The organism is Enterobacter cloacae complex sp. S2 (assembly GCF_015159675.1).
Classification (GTDB): Bacteria; Pseudomonadota; Gammaproteobacteria; order Enterobacterales; family Enterobacteriaceae; genus Enterobacter; species Enterobacter intestinihominis.
Genome location: NZ_JADDTS010000019.1, coordinates 112,155 through 128,909, shown reverse-complemented (window position 1 = coordinate 128,909; position 16,755 = coordinate 112,155). Strand labels below are relative to the sequence as shown.

The 16,755-nt window shown below is 54.8% G+C and carries 15 protein-coding genes, 2 tRNA genes and 1 other RNA gene; 12 read left to right on the top strand and 6 right to left on the bottom strand.

Annotated features, from left to right (window positions below; translation table 11 throughout):
• Positions 1 to 226: 226 nt before the first annotated feature.
• Together putP and IPZ49_RS10800 are read left to right on the top strand one after the other, a co-directional pair.
• Entirely contained in the window at positions 227 to 1,735 is a 1,509-nt protein-coding gene (putP, locus tag IPZ49_RS10805) for a sodium/proline symporter PutP (RefSeq protein ID WP_063146133.1), read from the top strand.
• Positions 1,736 to 1,804: 69 nt separating this feature from the next.
• Complete coding sequence (locus IPZ49_RS10800) at positions 1,805 to 2,224, top strand: DUF3574 domain-containing protein (protein WP_045307917.1); 420 nt, start codon at positions 1,805 to 1,807, stop codon at positions 2,222 to 2,224.
• Positions 2,225 to 2,294: 70 nt separating this feature from the next.
• Here the strand turns inward: IPZ49_RS10800 and IPZ49_RS10795 are convergent, their stop codons facing one another.
• Positions 2,295 to 3,479 (bottom strand): NupC/NupG family nucleoside CNT transporter, encoded by a 1,185-nt coding sequence (locus IPZ49_RS10795; RefSeq protein WP_063146132.1) that lies wholly within the window; start codon positions 3,477 to 3,479, stop codon positions 2,295 to 2,297.
• A gap of 251 nt (positions 3,480 to 3,730) precedes the next feature.
• Here IPZ49_RS10795 and efeU point away from each other — a divergent pair, with 251 nt between their 5' ends.
• The 5 genes from efeU to IPZ49_RS10770 all read left to right on the top strand — a co-directional run bounded on the left by efeU (position 3,731) and on the right by IPZ49_RS10770 (position 10,236).
• Positions 3,731 to 4,564: an iron uptake transporter permease EfeU gene (efeU, locus tag IPZ49_RS10790; RefSeq protein WP_063146131.1), complete on the top strand. Its 834-nt coding sequence runs from the start codon at positions 3,731 to 3,733 to the stop codon at positions 4,562 to 4,564.
• A 41-nt stretch (positions 4,565 to 4,605) separates the two neighbouring features.
• Positions 4,606 to 5,733 (top strand): iron uptake system protein EfeO, encoded by a 1,128-nt coding sequence (gene efeO / locus IPZ49_RS10785; RefSeq protein ID WP_022647690.1) that lies wholly within the window; start codon positions 4,606 to 4,608, stop codon positions 5,731 to 5,733.
• A gap of 3 nt (positions 5,734 to 5,736) precedes the next feature.
• A complete protein-coding gene (gene efeB / locus IPZ49_RS10780; RefSeq protein WP_063146130.1) occupies positions 5,737 to 7,020 on the top strand; it encodes an iron uptake transporter deferrochelatase/peroxidase subunit in 1,284 nt (427 codons plus the stop codon).
• Positions 7,021 to 7,519: 499 nt separating this feature from the next.
• Complete coding sequence (gene phoH, locus IPZ49_RS10775; RefSeq protein ID WP_017384762.1) at positions 7,520 to 8,311, top strand: phosphate starvation-inducible protein PhoH; 792 nt, start codon at positions 7,520 to 7,522, stop codon at positions 8,309 to 8,311.
• A 419-nt stretch (positions 8,312 to 8,730) separates the two neighbouring features.
• Entirely contained in the window at positions 8,731 to 10,236 is a 1,506-nt protein-coding gene (locus IPZ49_RS10770) for a sodium:alanine symporter family protein (RefSeq protein WP_022647693.1), read from the top strand.
• A 213-nt stretch (positions 10,237 to 10,449) separates the two neighbouring features.
• Here the strand turns inward: IPZ49_RS10770 and IPZ49_RS10765 are convergent.
• The 3 genes from IPZ49_RS10765 to IPZ49_RS10755 form a co-directional block, all read right to left on the bottom strand.
• Positions 10,450 to 10,537 (bottom strand) — tRNA-Ser (locus IPZ49_RS10765).
• Positions 10,538 to 10,674: 137 nt separating this feature from the next.
• Positions 10,675 to 11,352, bottom strand: coding sequence for an isochorismatase family protein (locus tag IPZ49_RS10760; RefSeq protein WP_003858068.1), 678 nt, complete (start codon positions 11,350 to 11,352; stop codon positions 10,675 to 10,677).
• 20 nt (positions 11,353 to 11,372) lie between these two features.
• Positions 11,373 to 12,233, bottom strand: a complete 861-nt coding sequence (locus IPZ49_RS10755; protein ID WP_022647694.1) for a pirin family protein — start codon at positions 12,231 to 12,233, stop codon at positions 11,373 to 11,375.
• Positions 12,234 to 12,342: 109 nt separating this feature from the next.
• On the opposite strand from IPZ49_RS10755, the gene IPZ49_RS10750 reads away from it, so the two are divergent.
• Positions 12,343 to 13,248, top strand: coding sequence for a LysR family transcriptional regulator (locus IPZ49_RS10750; protein WP_058646886.1), 906 nt, complete (start codon positions 12,343 to 12,345; stop codon positions 13,246 to 13,248).
• A 65-nt stretch (positions 13,249 to 13,313) separates the two neighbouring features.
• On the opposite strand, the gene IPZ49_RS10745 is transcribed toward IPZ49_RS10750, so the two are convergent.
• Positions 13,314 to 13,449: non-coding RNA, RtT sRNA (locus IPZ49_RS10745), on the bottom strand.
• A gap of 44 nt (positions 13,450 to 13,493) precedes the next feature.
• Positions 13,494 to 13,581, bottom strand: a tRNA-Ser gene (locus IPZ49_RS10740).
• Positions 13,582 to 13,810: 229 nt separating this feature from the next.
• Here IPZ49_RS10740 and ghrA point away from each other — a divergent pair.
• The 4 genes from ghrA to IPZ49_RS10720 all read left to right on the top strand — a co-directional run bounded on the left by ghrA (position 13,811) and on the right by IPZ49_RS10720 (position 16,724).
• Positions 13,811 to 14,749, top strand: coding sequence for a glyoxylate/hydroxypyruvate reductase GhrA (gene ghrA / locus IPZ49_RS10735; RefSeq protein WP_045307923.1), 939 nt, complete (start codon positions 13,811 to 13,813; stop codon positions 14,747 to 14,749).
• Positions 14,750 to 14,833: 84 nt separating this feature from the next.
• The gene (locus IPZ49_RS10730) at positions 14,834 to 15,571 is read left to right on the top strand and encodes a phosphatase (protein WP_022647697.1); all 738 of its coding nucleotides are present in this window, start codon (positions 14,834 to 14,836) and stop codon (positions 15,569 to 15,571) included.
• 19 nt (positions 15,572 to 15,590) lie between these two features.
• Positions 15,591 to 16,145: a molecular chaperone gene (locus IPZ49_RS10725; protein WP_063146129.1), complete on the top strand. Its 555-nt coding sequence runs from the start codon at positions 15,591 to 15,593 to the stop codon at positions 16,143 to 16,145.
• 96 nt (positions 16,146 to 16,241) lie between these two features.
• Complete coding sequence (locus IPZ49_RS10720; protein ID WP_074143090.1) at positions 16,242 to 16,724, top strand: DUF1097 domain-containing protein; 483 nt, start codon at positions 16,242 to 16,244, stop codon at positions 16,722 to 16,724.
• The last annotated feature ends 31 nt before the right edge of the window (positions 16,725 to 16,755 follow it).

Below are 16,755 nucleotides of genomic sequence, written 5' to 3'. Positions count from 1 at the left end.
TTTAAAGGTGCAACCCATAAAAGCGTGAGCGAGTGCAACCTATAGGAAAGACGTATAAAACCAGGGATGAAATTCATGTAAATGCAGTGTTAAATCGTTTGTCAGTGGGATGCGTATACGGCAGGATAGCGCGCCCAACGGAAACACATACACACATCACTACGTTCCGGTGATGACATAACAAGGCAACCCGGACGGTTGTCGCTCGACATTTTGGAGAATTTGAATGGCTATTAGCACACCGATGCTGGTGACATTTCTCGTTTATATTTTTGGCATGATCCTGATAGGGTTTTTGGCATGGCGTTCCACTAAAAACTTTGACGACTACATCCTCGGCGGGCGCAGCTTGGGCCCGATGGTCACCGCGCTCTCAGCGGGCGCATCCGACATGAGCGGCTGGCTGCTGATGGGGCTGCCGGGCGCGATTTTCATCTCCGGTATCTCCGAAAGCTGGATCGCCATCGGCCTGACCCTTGGCGCATGGATCAACTGGAAGCTGGTAGCAGGCCGTCTGCGTGTGCATACCGAAGCCAACAACAACGCCCTGACGCTGCCGGATTACTTCACCGGACGCTTTGAAGATAACAGCCGCATATTGCGTATTATCTCTGCGGTGGTGATCCTGCTGTTCTTCACCATCTACTGTGCCTCCGGCATTGTGGCGGGCGCGCGTCTGTTCGAAAGCACCTTCGGCATGAGCTATGAAACGGCGCTGTGGGCCGGTGCGGCCGCGACCATCCTCTATACCTTCGTGGGCGGATTCCTGGCGGTAAGCTGGACCGATACCGTGCAGGCGAGTCTGATGATTTTCGCCCTGATCCTGACCCCGATAATTGTGATTTTTACCGTCGGCGGCTTTGGCGAATCGCTGGAAGTGATCAAGCAGAAGAGCATCGAAAACGTCGATATGCTGAAAGGGCTGAACTTCGTGGCCATCGTCTCCCTGATGGGATGGGGCCTGGGCTACTTTGGTCAGCCGCACATTCTGGCGCGCTTTATGGCGGCGGATTCTCACCACACCATCGTTCACGCGCGTCGCATCAGCATGACGTGGATGATCCTGTGTCTGGCGGGGGCGTGCGCGGTCGGTTTCTTCGGTATCGCCTACTTCAACAACAACCCGGCGCAGGCGGGCGCGGTGAACCAGAACGCCGAGCGCGTGTTCATCGAGCTGGCGCAGATCCTGTTCAACCCGTGGATTGCCGGTATCCTGCTCTCCGCGATCCTGGCGGCAGTCATGTCCACCCTGAGCTGTCAGCTGCTGGTGTGCTCCAGTGCCATCACCGAAGACCTCTACAAAGCGTTCCTGCGTAAGGGCGCGAGCCAGAAAGAGCTGGTGTGGGTAGGGCGTTTTATGGTGCTGCTGGTGGCGCTGGTGGCGATTGCGCTGGCGGCTAACCCGGAAAACCGCGTGCTGGGGCTGGTGAGCTACGCGTGGGCGGGCTTTGGCGCCGCATTTGGTCCGGTGGTGCTATTCTCCGTTCTGTGGTCACGCATGACCCGCAACGGCGCGCTGGCGGGGATGATCATCGGTGCGGTTACCGTTATCGTCTGGAAACAGTTCGCGTGGCTGGGCCTGTACGAAATTATCCCGGGCTTCATCTTCGGCAGCCTCGGTATTGTGGTGTTTAGCCTGCTGGGTAAAGCGCCGTCTGCATCTATGCAGAAGCGCTTTGCGGAAGCGGATGCGCATTACCACTCAGCGCCGCCGTCTAAGCTCCAGGCTGAGTAATTTCCCCCTCACCCTAACCCTCTCCCCAAAGGGGAGAGGGGACAGACCGTTCACCCGTTCGAGATGAGAATGATGATTAAAACAGGGTTGATGATGGCAGCATTACTGCTGCTGGCGGGGTGTAACGCTCCCACGCAGCATGCGGCGGTGGAGACCTGCAAAGCGGATAACCAGATGCAGCAGACTACGCTCTATTTTGGCTTGAATCGCCCGGCAGGGGCGCAGATTACCGGCAGCGAGTGGCAGCAGTTTGTCGACCAGGACGTGACGCCGCGTTTTCGCGATGGCTTAACGGTGGTTGATGCCCGCGGGCAGTGGCTGGGGAACGACGGAAAAGTGGCGCGTGAACCCAGCAAAGCGTTAATGCTCATCCATGGTAAAGACGCGCAGAGCGAGAAGAACATCGAAGCGTTGCGCGGGATCTATAAGTCTCGTTTCGCGCAGGAATCGGTAATGCGGGTCGACCAGCCGGTGTGCGTGCAGTTTTAATGAGAACGGCGGGAATTCCCGCCGCTGTTGTTTTGTAGGCCGGGTAAGCGAAGCGCCACCCGGCATTGCATCAGAGCACCAACCCCGCAAAGCTCGCCGACAGCAGGCTCACCAGCGTCGCACCGTATACCAGGCGCAGACCAAACCGCGACACCACGTTACCCTGTTGCTCGTTCAGGCCTTTTATTGCCCCCGCTACAATGCCAATCGAGGCGAAGTTAGCGAACGACACCAGGAACACGGACAAAATACCCAGACCGCGCGGGGACATTTGATGGGCTATTTTTTGCAGCTCAATCATCGCCACAAATTCATTCGCCACCAGTTTTGTTGCCATAATACTCCCCGCGTTTAAGGCATCGCTCAGCGGAATACCAATAAGCCACGCCAGCGGATAAAACACGTAACCCAGAATCTGCTGGAAGCTCAGGCCAAATACGCTGGAGAAGAGGGCATTAACGGCGCTAATAAGGGCGATAAAGCCAATCAGCATCGCCAGAATAATCATCGCCACCTTAAAACCGGCCAGAATATATTCGCCCAGCATTTCAAAGAAGCTCTGGGATTCATGCAGCTTTTCCAGTTTGATATCGGATTCGGCTTCCGGGCGGGCCGGGTTAATGACCGAAAGGATAATAAAGGTGCTGAACATGTTCAGGATCAGTGCCGCGACGACAAATCTGGCGTCGAGCATGGTCATATAGGCACCGACAATCGACAGCGAAACCGTCGACATCGCCGTTGCAGCCATCGTAAACAGGCGGCGTGAGGAGAGATCGCCCAACACGCCCTTATAGGCAATGAAGTTTTCAGACTGACCGAGTATCAGTGAGCTCACCGCGTTAAAGGATTCCAGCTTGCCCATGCCGTTCAGTTTTGACAGCAGCGTCCCGATAACCCGAATAAAGATCGGCAGAATACGCCAGTGCTGCAGAATACCAATCAGCGCCGAGATAAAAATAATGGGGCAGAGCACGCCAAGGAAAATGAACGCCAGCCCTTTTTCACCCATCCCGCCAAAGACAAAATTCGTCCCTTCGGCAGCGAATTTAAGCAGTGATTCAAAGAAACCGGAGACATGTTTAATAATGAACAGGCCGCTTTCTGCATGCAGAAAAAAGAATGCCAGCGCGATTTCAATCACGATCAGCTGTAAAACGAAACGAATGCGAATTTTTCGGCGGTCGAAACTCACCAGCCAGGCAAGCGCAAGAATAATCACCAGCGCCAGCAGGAAATGGACAATTTTAAACATGGGTTATTTTCAGTTGGTTTTCGAGGCGGACATTTAGCCACAGCCCCGGTTAACCGTAAATGGGCATTTTCGTTATACCTTATAAACGCAACGGTTACTCAGGCAATTATTATTCCGCAATGCGTTTACATCTGGTCATCAAAACTCCACATATTTCGCTTGTTTTTCTTGTGGCCGTAATGATAATCACTATCACAAGAATTTACCTTTCTTTGCATCAGTTGACCGCGATAAACATTTAAGGTGTCTGCATGTTTGTTCCTTTTCTCATTATGTTACGTGAAGGCCTTGAAGCGGCCCTGATTGTTAGCCTTATCGCCAGTTATCTGAAGCGCACCCAGCGTGGACGCTGGATCGGCGTGATGTGGGTTGGCGTCTTCCTGGCCGCGGCGCTCTGCCTGGGGCTGGGTATTCTTATCAACGAAACCACCGGAGAATTTCCTCAGAAAGAGCAAGAGCTTTTTGAAGGCATTGTTGCCGTAATAGCGGTGGTGATCCTCACCTGGATGGTGTTCTGGATGCGCAAGGTCTCCCGTAACGTGAAGGTACAGTTGGAGCAGGCGGTGGATAACGCCCTGCAAAAAGGCAACCACCACGGCTGGGCGCTGATCATGATGGTTTTTTTCGCCGTGGCGCGTGAAGGCCTGGAGTCAGTGTTCTTCCTGCTCGCGGCTTTTCAGCAGGACGTGGGCATCTGGCCGCCGCTGGGCGCGATGCTTGGGCTGGCCACGGCGGTTGTGCTTGGCTTCCTGCTCTACTGGGGCGGCATTCGTCTTAACCTGGGCGCGTTCTTCAAGTGGACCAGCCTGTTTATTTTGCTGGTGGCCGCGGGGCTGGCGGCAGGTGCGATCCGCGCCTTCCATGAAGCGGGCCTGTGGAACCACTTCCAGGACGTGGCGTTTGATTTTAGTAACGTTCTTTCCACCCACTCACTGACCGGCACGCTCCTTGAAGGTATCTTCGGCTATCAGGAAACGCCGAGCGTCAGCGAGGTGGCGATGTACTTTATCTATCTTATTCCGGCGCTGGTGCTGTTCTTCATGCCATCGCGCCCCAGCGCTCAGCCGTCGCGTACTGCGCCGTGAAGCGCTTTGTTTAGTTACAACATACTTTAAAGGGAAGAGACATGGCTATTCAATTCCGTCGTAGCGCGTTACAGGTTGGTGTGGCAGCGCTGTTCGCGTCTGCCTTCGCCGCTCAGGCAGCAGATATTCCGCAGGTAAAAGTCACCGTCAACGATAAACAGTGCGAGCCGATGACCATCACGGTTAACAGCGGTAAAACCCAGTTTATTATTCAGAACCACAGCCAGAAGGCGCTGGAGTGGGAGATCCTGAAAGGCGTGATGGTGGTGGAAGAGCGTGAAAATATCGCGCCTGGCTTCAGCCAGAAAATGACCGCTAATCTTCAGCCGGGGGAATATGACATGACCTGCGGCCTGCTGACTAACCCGAAAGGTAAGCTGATCGTCAAAGGCGCAGCGACGGCGGACGCGGCCAAAGGCACCGCGCTGCTGAGCCTCGGCGACGCCATTACCGCCTATAAAGCCTACGTCACCAAAGAGACGGCTGACCTGGTGGCAGGCACCAAAGCCTTTACCGACGCGGTGAAAGCGGGCGATATCGAAAAAGCGAAATCCCTGTATGCGCCTACACGTCAGCACTACGAGCGCATCGAGCCGATTGCCGAGCTGTTCTCTGACCTCGATGGCAGCATTGACGCCCGCGAAGATGACTACGAGCAGAAGGCCGCCGATCCGAAATTCACCGGCTTCCACCGCCTGGAAAAAGCCCTGTTTGGCGATAGCTCCACCAAAGGGATGGAAAAATACGCCGATCAGCTCAATAGCGACGTGCTGGAGCTGCAAAAACGCATCAGCGAGCTGGCCTTCCCGCCGTCGAAAGTGGTGGGTGGTGCAGCGGGTCTGATTGAAGAAGTGGCCGCGAGCAAAATCAGCGGCGAAGAAGATCGCTACAGCCACACCGACCTGTGGGACTTCCAGGCAAACGTCGACGGCGCACAAAAAATTGTCGATCTGCTGCGGCCCCAGCTGCAAAAAGAGAACGGCGAACTGCTGGCGAAAGTGGATGCCAACTTTAAGAAAGTTGACGCCATCCTGGCGAAATACCGTACCAAAGACGGGTTCGAAACCTACGACAAGCTGACCGATGCTGACCGTAACGCGCTGAAAGGCCCGATTACGACGCTGGCGGAAGATCTCTCCCTGCTGCGTGGCGTTCTGGGTCTGGACTAAGCGATGAACAAGCATGATGAGTACGACGTGGCGGAACCTTCCCGACGTCGTTTGTTAAAAGAGGTAGGGGCGCTGGGCGGCGCGTTTGCCCTGGCGGGCGGCTGTCCGGTGGCGCATGCGGCAAAACCACAAAGCGCCCCCGGCACGCTCTCCCCGGATGCGCGTATGGAAACGCAGCCGTTTTATGGTGAGCACCAGGCAGGAATCCTGACGCCGCAGCAGGCCTCGATGATGCTGGTGGCTTTCGATTCGCTGGCGAGTGATAAGGCTGACCTTGAGCGTCTGTTCAGGCTGTTGACCACGCGCATTGCCTTCCTTACGGCGGGCGGTCCGGCACCGGAAACACCGAATCCGCGCCTGCCGCCGATGGATTCCGGGATCCTCGGGGCGTTTATCGCTCCCGATAATCTGACCATCACCGTGTCGGTGGGGGAATCGCTGTTTGATGATCGCTACGGTCTGGCGAAGCAGAAGCCGAAAGCGCTGCAAAAAATGACGCGATTCCCGAATGACTCTCTCGACGCGGCGTTGTGCCACGGCGATCTGCTGTTGCAGATCTGCGCCAATACCCAGGATACGGTGATCCACGCCCTGCGCGATATCATCAAGCACACCCCGGATCTGCTCAGCGTGCGCTGGAAGCGGGAAGGTTTTATCTCAGACCACGCCGCGCGCAGTAAAGGGAAAGAGACGCCGGTCAACCTGCTGGGCTTCAAAGACGGTACCGCCAACCCGGACAGCAGCAATACCGTGTTGATGAAAAACGTGGTCTGGGTGACGGCGGATCAGGGCGAACCGGCCTGGGCGGTGGGTGGCAGCTATCAGGCGGTGCGTATCATTCAGTTCCACGTGGAGTTCTGGGACCGCACGCCGCTGAAAGAGCAGCAGACGATCTTCGGCCGCGATAAGCAAACCGGCGCACCGCTCGGCATGAAGCACGAGCACAATGAACCCGACTACGCCCGCGATCCGAACGGAGATGTTATCGCGCTGGACAGCCATATTCGTCTCGCTAATCCTCGCACCAAAGAGACCCAGTCCAGCCTGATGATGCGCAGGGGCTACAGCTACTCGTTGGGGGTGACCAATTCCGGTCAGCTTGATATGGGACTGCTGTTTGTCTGCTATCAGCACGATCTGGAGAAAGGGTTCCTCACCGTGCAGAAGCGGCTCAACGGCGAAGCGCTGGAGGAGTACATCAAGCCCATCGGCGGCGGCTATTTCTTTGCCCTGCCCGGCGCGCGTGACGCGAAGACCTGGCTCGCTCAGGGTCTGATAGAAGCCTGATAATCGTCCCTGCGACAGTTCGCGGGGACATTATTTTTCCATATGACTATCTTGTTGTTATATTTCTGTAATATTCATATATGAGACTGATTCCGCTGCAGGAGCAGTCTTAAAGGTTGCATCTAGGTAAAATAAATGTTGCATTTATGATAATTCCTGATGTACTTAAGATAAGACAGCGGTAGTTCCCGGCAGTGATATTGACTCACTATGGAGATCGCGAATGGTTGCGTCCTGTACTGGACAAGGTAAACACATCAACCGCAGCACCCGGCGCGGAGGCTCAGACTCCGGCAGCGATTTCCTCACCACAAAATTCTCCCCTCCACCTCTAAATACGATTTCTACCGACGTGCATAACGGTGCGCGTAGCCGTTCTGTATCGTCATCCGGTAATGCAAGCAATGGCTTACAAGGAAGCCAACCCTCTGATGTTCGTGCGCATAATCGTGCCGATGCTGGCGCGTGTGATGAATACCAACAACTCAAGGTGCTATCCATGGGAAGACAGAAAGCAGTGATCAAAGCTCGTCGCGAAGCAAAACGTGTGCTGAGACGGGATTCACGTAGCCATAAACAGCGTGAAGAAGAATCGGTCACCTCGCTTGTGCAGATGAGCGGCGTAGAATCCATTGGCATGGCGCGGGACAGCCGCGATGCATCGCCAATAGTGGCGCGGAATGAAGCTCAGGCGCACTACCTGAATGCTATCGAGAGTAAACAGCTCATCTTTGCAACCGGTGAAGCCGGATGCGGGAAAACCTGGATCAGTGCCGCCAAAGCGGCGGAGGCGCTGATTCATAAGGACGTGGAAAGGATCATCGTTACCCGTCCGGTACTGCAAGCGGATGAAGATCTGGGCTTCCTGCCCGGCGATATTTCTGAGAAGTTTGCCCCGTACTTCAGGCCCGTCTATGACGTGCTGGTGAAGCGGTTGGGCGCTTCCTTTATGCAGTACTGCCTGCGACCAGAGATTGGCAAGGTGGAAATCGCGCCGTTCGCCTATATGCGCGGACGTACATTTGAAAATGCGGTCGTTATTCTTGACGAGGCTCAGAACGTGACCGCTGCGCAAATGAAGATGTTTTTAACGCGCCTCGGGGAGAACGTGACGGTTATCGTCAACGGCGATATTACCCAGTGTGACCTGCCGTCGGGCGTGAAGTCTGGCCTGAGCGATGCCATGTCACGTTTTGAGGAAGATGAGATGATAGGGGTGGTCCGCTTCACAAAAGAGGACTGCGTCCGCTCAGCGCTGTGTCAACGAACGCTGGAAGTGTACTCCGACTAAGATCATTTCACATTTTAAGTCATTTCTTCCCGGCGTCATGCCGGGAAGCTTCTTTTATTCCCTCTGTTCGCATGGCTTTTTTTAAATCATATTTATTTCCTATAGCATTCAACGGGATTTACGCACCGTTTTGCGGTAATAATAATATTGCTGTTAATTTGCCGCGAACGCTTTTTATACAGGTCGCAAAAATGTGATATGTATTTACAATACCCACAAAATACCTGTGAATATAATGATCGCGCTAATTGTTAGGTGAAAATTAAACGTGAATGTTGTCACAGAACATGACTAAGCAGTAAAAATTAAGTTGGTGTCTTTTGGGTAATTATCTATGTTTCGTACTTGTTCAAATTAAATTCTAAGAAGAAACACACCAGGGGATCGTTTCCTCTGGAACATCACGCTGAGGGTCATACATGAACGAACTGGTTAGTGCAATTAACGGTGTTATCTGGAGCCCTGCGTTAATATTTTTATGTCTGGGTGTCGGTCTCTATTTCTCACTGCGTAGTCGTTTTCTACAATTACGTCATATAAAACATATGATTACCCTGATGTTTCAGGGCGGGGCTACCGATGCCGGCGTATCATCGTTTCAGGCGTTGACGATGACGCTGGCGGGCCGCGTAGGGACAGGGAATATCGCCGGTGTGGCGACCGCCATTACCTTTGGTGGCCCCGGTGCGCTTTTCTGGATGTGGGTAGTGGCATTTTTAGGCGCCAGCTCTGCTTTTGTTGAATCCACGTTAGGTCAGGTTTATAAAGAAAAAATTAACGGCGAATATCGTGGGGGACCTGCCTTTTATATTGAAAAAGGGTTGGGGGTGAAGTGGTACGCATGGTTATTTGCTATTGTGACCATTTTCTCCTGCGGTTTATTACTTCCGGGCGTACAGGCAAACTCAATTGCCGCCAGCCTGGATATTGCCTTCGGTCTTAACCCAAACGTTACGGCGGCAATACTGGCTGTACTGTTAAGCTTCATTATTTTCGGTGGTGTAAAAAGGATCGCCAGCTTTAGCAGTATGGTCGTTCCGTTTATGGCGCTCGGCTATATTATTGTTGCCTGCGTTATTATCGCGATCAATATTGAAAAACTGCCTGCTGTTATCCTGCTGATCTGGAAAAGTGCTTTTGGCCTTGAAGCGGGATTTGGCGCTATTCTGGGCCAGGCTATCATGTGGGGCGTTAAACGCGGCGTCTATTCCAACGAGGCGGCGCAGGGCACCGGGCCACATGCATCCTCGGCAGCAGCCGTAAGTCATCCGGTGAAACAAGGGCTGGTTCAGGCGTTCTCCGTATATATCGACACGCTGTTTGTCTGCTCCGCGACCGGGTTTATGCTGTTGATCACCGGGCTTTATAATGTTCAGGGCGTCGACGGCGCAGCCCTTTATACCGGTATTGCAGGCGTGGCGGCGGGTCCTGGCTATGTGCAGACAGCGATGGAAAGTATGATGCCGGGCTTTGGTAATTACTTTGTCGCCATCGCGCTATTCTTCTTTGCCTTCACCACCATCATTGCCTATTACTATATCGCTGAAACCAATATCGCCTACATCAACCGTAAAATTCACCGTCCGTGGCTGACATTCCTGCTTAAATTATGTCTGATGGCTTCCACGGTATATGGCACAATCCGCACCGCGGATCTGGCATGGGGATTAGGGGATATCGGGGTAGGGCTGATGGCCTGGCTCAACATTATTGCCATTGTCCTCTTGCATAAAAAAGCCTTTGCCAGCCTGAAGGATTATGAAACCCAGAATGCGCAGGGAATTGATCCACAGTTTGATCCGGTTCGGCTTGGGATTAAAAATGCGGATTACTGGCTGGGGGAGCGCAGAGATGAAGAGGGGGGATTGCCGGGGCAGGTTTCTTCTCCTGAAGGAAAGCAGCCGGCGGGGAAGTTGAATAACTGAGGAATAGTTTAAAACGGGCCCGTGCTTATGCGCGGGCTTTTTTTATGGGTGAGGCGGTATCACCCGCACCGGCGGGGATTGACTCGCTTCGCTATCAGTCTGTCCAACTGGCTGCGCCAGTTGTCGAACCCCGGTCGGGGGTTCTCATCCCCCCGCAGACGTGCAACATGCGAAAAAAAAGCCCGCATTTTCATGCGAGCTCTTCTTAAAATATGGCGGTGAGGGGGGGATTCGAACCCCCGATACGTTGCCGTATACACACTTTCCAGGCGTGCTCCTTCAGCCACTCGGACACCTCACCATATTGTTTTGCTGCCTGACCGCTTGGGGGGCAACGGGGCGCTACTATAGGGAGTTGCGCGAAAGCGGTCAAGCAGATTTTCTGCATTCGTGCCTGTTCGGTTAAGCCTTAATCAGCTTATGGCGCACCGCGCAGGATCAACGCTGCGAATCGAGCACTTCGCTGTTTTTCACGACGTCCTGCGCTTTGCTGTAACTTTCGATCAGCAGCTGGTAGGCAGGGAAGATGTGTGTGTACACCTCTGCCCATTCTCCCGCATCTTCACGGTTCCACGTGCGCTGGATCTCTGAGGCCACTGCCGCTGTGTCCATCGGTACCACGCCTGCCTGCACCACGCGCGCCAGGGTGATCTCTTGCGCCATTTTGCTGTAGGTGCCGGAGGCATCAATCACCGCAAACACTTTATATCCGTCCGCCACCGCGCTGATGGACGGGAAGGCCATGCAAACGCTGGTAATCGTCCCCGCGATAATCAGCGTTTTGCGTCCGGTGGCTTTCACCGCCGCCACGAACTCCGGATTATCCCAGGCGTTGATCTCACCCTTGCGTGCCACATACTGTGCGTGCGGCGCATTGGCGTGGATCTCCGGGATAAGCGGGCCGTTCGGTCCCTGTGGAACCGACGCCGTGGTGATCACCGGGATCTTCGCCAGCGAGGCGATCTTTGCCAGCGCTGCTGCACGAGCGCGCAGCTCAGGCATTGGCATGTCTCCAACAGTCTGGAACAATCCGCTCTGGTGATCGATAAGCAGCATAACGGCATCATTGACGTCAATAACGGGACGTGCACCGTTGAAGTTTGCAGGGGTAGACATAATGCGCTCCTTTATTACGTTTAGATTTGGCCAAAGCGGCCGGAGTTGAAATCGCGAATAGCTTCGGCGATTTCGGTTTTACTGTTCATCACAAACGGGCCATAGCCCACGATGGGTTCATTCAGTGGCTCCCCGGCCATCAGCAACACTTTGGCATCGCTGCTGGCTTCGAGATGCAGCTTGTCGCCGCTCTGACTCAGCACGACCAGCTGCGCCTCACCCGCAGGCGTGGTGCCGTTCACCGTCACGCTGCCCTCAACAACAACCAGCGCCGTGCTCCAGCCTTCGGGCTGATTGAGCGTCAGGTGGCTGCCCTGGTGCAGCGCGAGATCCCATACGTTAAGCGGTGAGAAGGTATGCGCCGGGCCGGTTACCTCTCCAAAGCGGCCAGCAATCACGCGCATTGTTCCGCTGTTATCCGGCAGGGTGACCACCGGGATATCCGCCTGAGTGATGCTCTGGTAGCCAGGCGTCGCCATTTTGTCTTTGGCGGGCAGGTTGACCCACAGCTGCATCATTTTCAGTTCACCGCCTTTCTGCGAGAACGCGCTGGAGTGGAACTCCTCGTGCAAAATGCCTGCGCCTGCCGTCATCCACTGCACATCGCCTGGACCAATAACGCCGCCTCTGCCGGTGGAATCACGGTGCTCAACTTCGCCTGAGTAGACGATGGTCACCGTTTCAAAACCGCGATGAGGATGCTCGCCCACGCCGCGTTTTGCGCCATCCGCCGGGAAGGTATGTGGTCCGGCGTAGTCAAGCAGCAGGAACGGGCTCAGCGGTTCGCCGTGCGTCTGGTAAGAAAACATCGAACGAACCGGAAAACCATCACCGACCCAGTGCGGACGAGGTGCGGTATACACGCCTGTTACGTTTTTCATGATTAACTCCTGATGTCCTGTTGATGTAAATAGCTTATATTCAGGGTTAATATCCCGGTAGATAGCAAAAATGACATTCACTGTTCCTTAAATGGAACAATGGGGGCGTATGCAGGATCTCAATGATTTCGTATGGTTTGTGAAGGTGGTGGAGCATGGCGGCTTTGCGGCAGCGGGGCGGGCGCTCGATCAGCCAAAGTCGAAACTGAGCCGTCGGATTGCGCAGCTGGAAGAACGCCTGGGTGTTCGGTTGATACAACGTACTACGCGGCAGTTTGCGGTGACTGAAGTGGGGCAGACGTTCTTTCAGCACTGTAAAGCCATGCTGGTGGAGGCTGAAGCTGCGGAGGAGGCGGTGGCTGCTTTACAGGCTGAGCCGCGCGGTATGGTCAGGATCACTTGCCCCGTAACCCTACTGCACGTTCACGTGGGGCCCATGCTGGCGAGGTTTATGGCGCGCTATCCGGGAATTAACCTCCAGCTTGAAGCCACCAACCGCCGGGTCGATCTGGTGGGGGAGGGTGTGGATGTGGCGATCCGCGTTCGTCCGCGCCCGTTTGATGACAGCGATTTGGTATTAAGGGTGCTGGCGGACAGGGGTCACTGTCTGGTTGCCGGACCGACACTGATTGAACGGATGGGCAACCCGGCGATGCCTTCTGAGCTCAGCGAATGGCCGGGTTTAAGTATGGGCGCTGGTAAACACCTGCATAAGTGGGAGCTGAGCGGGCCGGAGGGGGCGAAAGCAGACATTCACTTCACGCCGCGCCTGGTGACTACCGATATGCTGGCGCTGCGGGAGGCAGCGATGGCGGGCGTGGGCGTGGTACAGTTGCCCATTTTGATGGTGAAGGATCAGCTGGCTTCAGGTGAGCTTGTTCGGGTGCTGAACGCGTGGGAGCCAAGACGGGAAGTGATTCACGCAGTATATCCTTCCCGGCGCGGTTTACTGCCGTCGGTCAGGACGCTGGTGGATTTTCTCACCGAAGAATATGCCCGGATGGTGGAGGAGTAACGTTTCCAGGGGACAACTGAATGCGAGCACCTAACTATCCCCTCTCCCCTCCGGGGAGAGGGTTAGGGTGAGGGGGGGGGATTGACTCGCTTCGCTCGCCCTTCGGGCAGCCTGTTCGCTACGCTCACAGTCTGTCCAACTGGCTGCGCCAGTTGTCGAACCCCGGTCGGGGGTTCTCATCCCCCCGCAGTCGTGCAACATGCGAAAAAAAAGCCCGCATTTTCATGCGAGCTCTTCATCAAATATGGCGGTGAGGGGGGGATTCGAACCCCCGATACGTTGCCGTATACACACTTTCCAGGCGTGCTCCTTCAGCCACTCGGACACCTCACCATATTGTCATCCCGTTGTTGTCGGGACGGGCGCTAATGTAAGGAAAAGCCGTACTGCCGTCAACCCACTTTTTCAGTAATTTAGCGTGTTTAGACAAACTTCAGGCAACCTGATTTCGAAATGTGCGAAAAGCGCCTCTTTTATCAGCAACGCGGTTTAGCGATAAATTTGTTATGCTGACAAGCCAGTTGAAAATGAAAATAAAACAGCGCACTAAAAGGCAATGACTATGGATATTATCTTCTATCACCCCACTTTTGATACGGCTTACTGGATTAAGGCGCTCACGGCGGCACTGCCTGGCGCACGCGTTCGCGAATGGAAACAGGGCGATAATGAACATGCCGACTACGCGCTGGTCTGGCATCCCCCGGTCGAAATGCTACAGGGACGCCGTTTAAAGGCGGTGTTTGCTCTTGGTGCGGGGGTGGATTCCATTCTCAGTAAGCTGAAGGCACACCCTGAAATGCTGCCGGAAGATATTCCCCTGTTTCGTCTGGAAGATACCGGTATGGGGGAGCAGATGCAGGAATACGCCGTAAGCCAGGTGCTGCACTGGTTCCGCCGCTTCGACGATTATCAGGCGTTTAAACAGCAATCCCACTGGGAACCGCTCCCGGATTATCAGCGTGAAGATTTCACCATCGGCATCCTCGGAGCGGGTGTGCTGGGTTCGAAAGTCGCCGAAGCGCTCGCCCCGTGGGGCTTCCCACTGCGCTGCTGGAGCCGGAGCCGTAAGGATTATCCGGGCGTCGAGAGCTTTGCCGGAACGGACGAACTCCCGGCGTTCCTGAAAGGGACACGCGTTCTCATTAACCTGCTGCCGAATACGGCGGAAACGGTCGGCATTATCAATGGCACGCTCCTCAACCAGTTGGCAGAAGATAGCTACTTAATGAACCTGGCGCGCGGGGTACACGTTGTGGAAGACGATCTGCTGAAAGCGCTGGATAGCGGTAAACTGAAAGGCGCAATGCTGGATGTGTATAGCCGCGAACCGCTGCCGACAGACAGCCCGCTTTGGGCACATCCACGCGTGGCGATGACGCCCCATATTGCGGCCGTGACGCGACCGGCGGAGGCCGTGGCGTATATCTCGCATACCATCAGCGAAATAGAGAAGGGCAACGTGGTGACCGGACAGGTCGACAGACAGCGAGGCTACTGAGAGAAACCCGGCGTTCGCCGGGTTTTTGCTAATATTCGCCGCTGATAACTGCTATCCTTTGGAAAAACCGCAGAGGAGAGAAAGATGTATCCCGTTGACCTGCATATGCACACCGTCGCCAGTACTCACGCTTACAGTAACCTCCATGATTATATCGCTCAGGCGAAGCTGAAAGGCATCAAGCTGTTTGCGATAACCGATCACGGTCCGGATATGGCGGATGCGCCGCACTACTGGCATTTTGTGAATATGCGTATCTGGCCACGTCTGGTTGACGGTATCGGGATACTGCGAGGCATCGAAGCGAACATCAAAAATACCGACGGTGAAATTGACTGCACCGGCCCGATGCTGACCTCGTTAGATCTGATCCTCGCCGGCTTCCACGAGCCGGTCTTTGCGCCCCAGGATAAAGAGACCAACACCGCGGCGATGATTGCCACCATTGCCAGCGGCAATGTGCACATTATCAGCCACCCGGGAAATCCGAAATACCCGATCGATATTCAGGCCGTGGCACAGGCCGCAGCGAAGCACCGCGTGGCGCTGGAGATCAACAACTCCTCGTTCGTGCATTCGCGTAAGGGCAGTGAGGCCAACTGCCGCGACGTTGCGGCGGCCGTGCGTGACGCGGGCGGAATGGTGGCGCTGGGCTCTGATTCACACACGGCCTTCACGCTGGGTGATTTTAGCGAGTGCCTGAAAATATTGCGGGACGTGAATTTCCCGGAAGAACAGATCCTGAACGTCACGCCGCGTCGTATGCTCGACTTCCTTGAGTCGCGCGGCATGGCGCCGATTGATGAATTTGCCGATCTTTAATTAATAACGGAATAAAAACATGAATGAGTTTTCCATCCTTTGCCGCGTGCTGGGCACCTTATATTACCGCCAGCCGCAGGATCCGCTGCTGGTTCCGCTGTTTACCCTGATTCGTGAAGGTAAACTGGCGCAGAGCTGGCCGCTGGAACAGGATGAGTTGCTGGAACGCTTGCAAAAAAGTTGCGATATGCAGCAGATTTCAACGGATTACAACGCGCTGTTCGTGGGAGAAGAGTGTCGCGTGTCGCCGTATCGTTCTGCCTGGCAGGAAGGTGCGACCGAAGCGGAAGTTCGGGCGTTTCTTTCAGAACGCGGCATGCCGCTGACGGATATGCCTGCCGATCATATCGGTACCCTGTTGCTGGCGGCCTCATGGATTGAAGATAAAGCAGGTGATGATGAGAATGAGGCGATTGAAACCCTGTTCGAAATGTATCTGCTCCCGTGGGTCGGAACCTTCCTGGGTAAAGTTGAAGCCCACGCCACCTCTCCGTTCTGGAGAACGCTGGCTCCGCTGACGCGTGACGCTATCGCTGCCATGTGGGATGAGCTGGAAGAAGAGAGTGAAGAGTGATTTAAATCACAAAAATCCTGCAACGATACATTTCAACTTGCACGTAACGTGCTTCTGATCTCATTTCTAGGGTGCGCATCTGCTAAGATGCGCACCATGAACATATTACTTTGTATTGCAATAACGACTGGCATCCTCTCCGGCCTCTGGGGTTGGGTGGCGGTATCTCTCGGTTTGTTGAGCTGGGCCGGTTTTCTTGGCTGCACGGCCTATTTCGCCTGTCCGCAGGGTGGTTATAAAGGGCTCTTTATTTCAGGCAGCACGTTACTGAGTGGCGTGGTCTGGGCGCTAATCATTATGAAGGGCAGCGCGCTGGCGCCGCATGTGGAAATCCTGGGGTACCTCATGACCGGTATTGTGGCTTTCCTGATGTGCGTTCAGGCAAAACATCTGCTGTTGTCCTTTGTGCCCGGCACGTTCATGGGTGCCTGCGCGACCTTTGCAGGCCAGGGGGACTGGAAGCTGGTGGTCCCTTCGCTCATGCTGGGATTACTGTTTGGCTACGCTATGAAGAACAGCGGTCTCTGGCTTGCAGCCCGACGCGAGAAGAGCCAGAACGTTCCTGTGGTAAGTAAATAAAAAAAAGGCGAGACGAAAATCTCGCCTTTTT

Bases quoted from the DNA above. Each gene is read 5' to 3' on its own strand.
- IPZ49_RS10725 (WP_063146129.1), top strand. From the start codon at position 15,591: ATGAATGAGTTTTCCATCCTTTGCCGCGTGCTGGGCACCTTATATTAC.
- efeU (WP_063146131.1), top strand. From the start codon at position 3,731: ATGTTTGTTCCTTTTCTCATTATGTTACGTGAAGGCCTTGAAGCGGCC.
- IPZ49_RS10720 (WP_074143090.1), top strand. From the start codon at position 16,242: ATGAACATATTACTTTGTATTGCAATAACGACTGGCATCCTCTCCGGC.
- phoH (WP_017384762.1), top strand. From the start codon at position 7,520: ATGGGAAGACAGAAAGCAGTGATCAAAGCTCGTCGCGAAGCAAAACGT.
- efeO (WP_022647690.1), top strand. From the start codon at position 4,606: ATGGCTATTCAATTCCGTCGTAGCGCGTTACAGGTTGGTGTGGCAGCG.
- IPZ49_RS10760 (WP_003858068.1), bottom strand. From the start codon at position 11,352: ATGTCTACCCCTGCAAACTTCAACGGTGCACGTCCCGTTATTGACGTC.
- IPZ49_RS10770 (WP_022647693.1), top strand. From the start codon at position 8,731: ATGAACGAACTGGTTAGTGCAATTAACGGTGTTATCTGGAGCCCTGCG.
- ghrA (WP_045307923.1), top strand. From the start codon at position 13,811: ATGGATATTATCTTCTATCACCCCACTTTTGATACGGCTTACTGGATT.
- putP (WP_063146133.1), top strand. From the start codon at position 227: ATGGCTATTAGCACACCGATGCTGGTGACATTTCTCGTTTATATTTTT.
- IPZ49_RS10800 (WP_045307917.1), top strand. From the start codon at position 1,805: ATGATGATTAAAACAGGGTTGATGATGGCAGCATTACTGCTGCTGGCG.
- IPZ49_RS10730 (WP_022647697.1), top strand. From the start codon at position 14,834: ATGTATCCCGTTGACCTGCATATGCACACCGTCGCCAGTACTCACGCT.
- IPZ49_RS10795 (WP_063146132.1), bottom strand. From the start codon at position 3,479: ATGTTTAAAATTGTCCATTTCCTGCTGGCGCTGGTGATTATTCTTGCG.
- efeB (WP_063146130.1), top strand. From the start codon at position 5,737: ATGAACAAGCATGATGAGTACGACGTGGCGGAACCTTCCCGACGTCGT.
- IPZ49_RS10750 (WP_058646886.1), top strand. From the start codon at position 12,343: ATGCAGGATCTCAATGATTTCGTATGGTTTGTGAAGGTGGTGGAGCAT.
- IPZ49_RS10755 (WP_022647694.1), bottom strand. From the start codon at position 12,233: ATGAAAAACGTAACAGGCGTGTATACCGCACCTCGTCCGCACTGGGTC.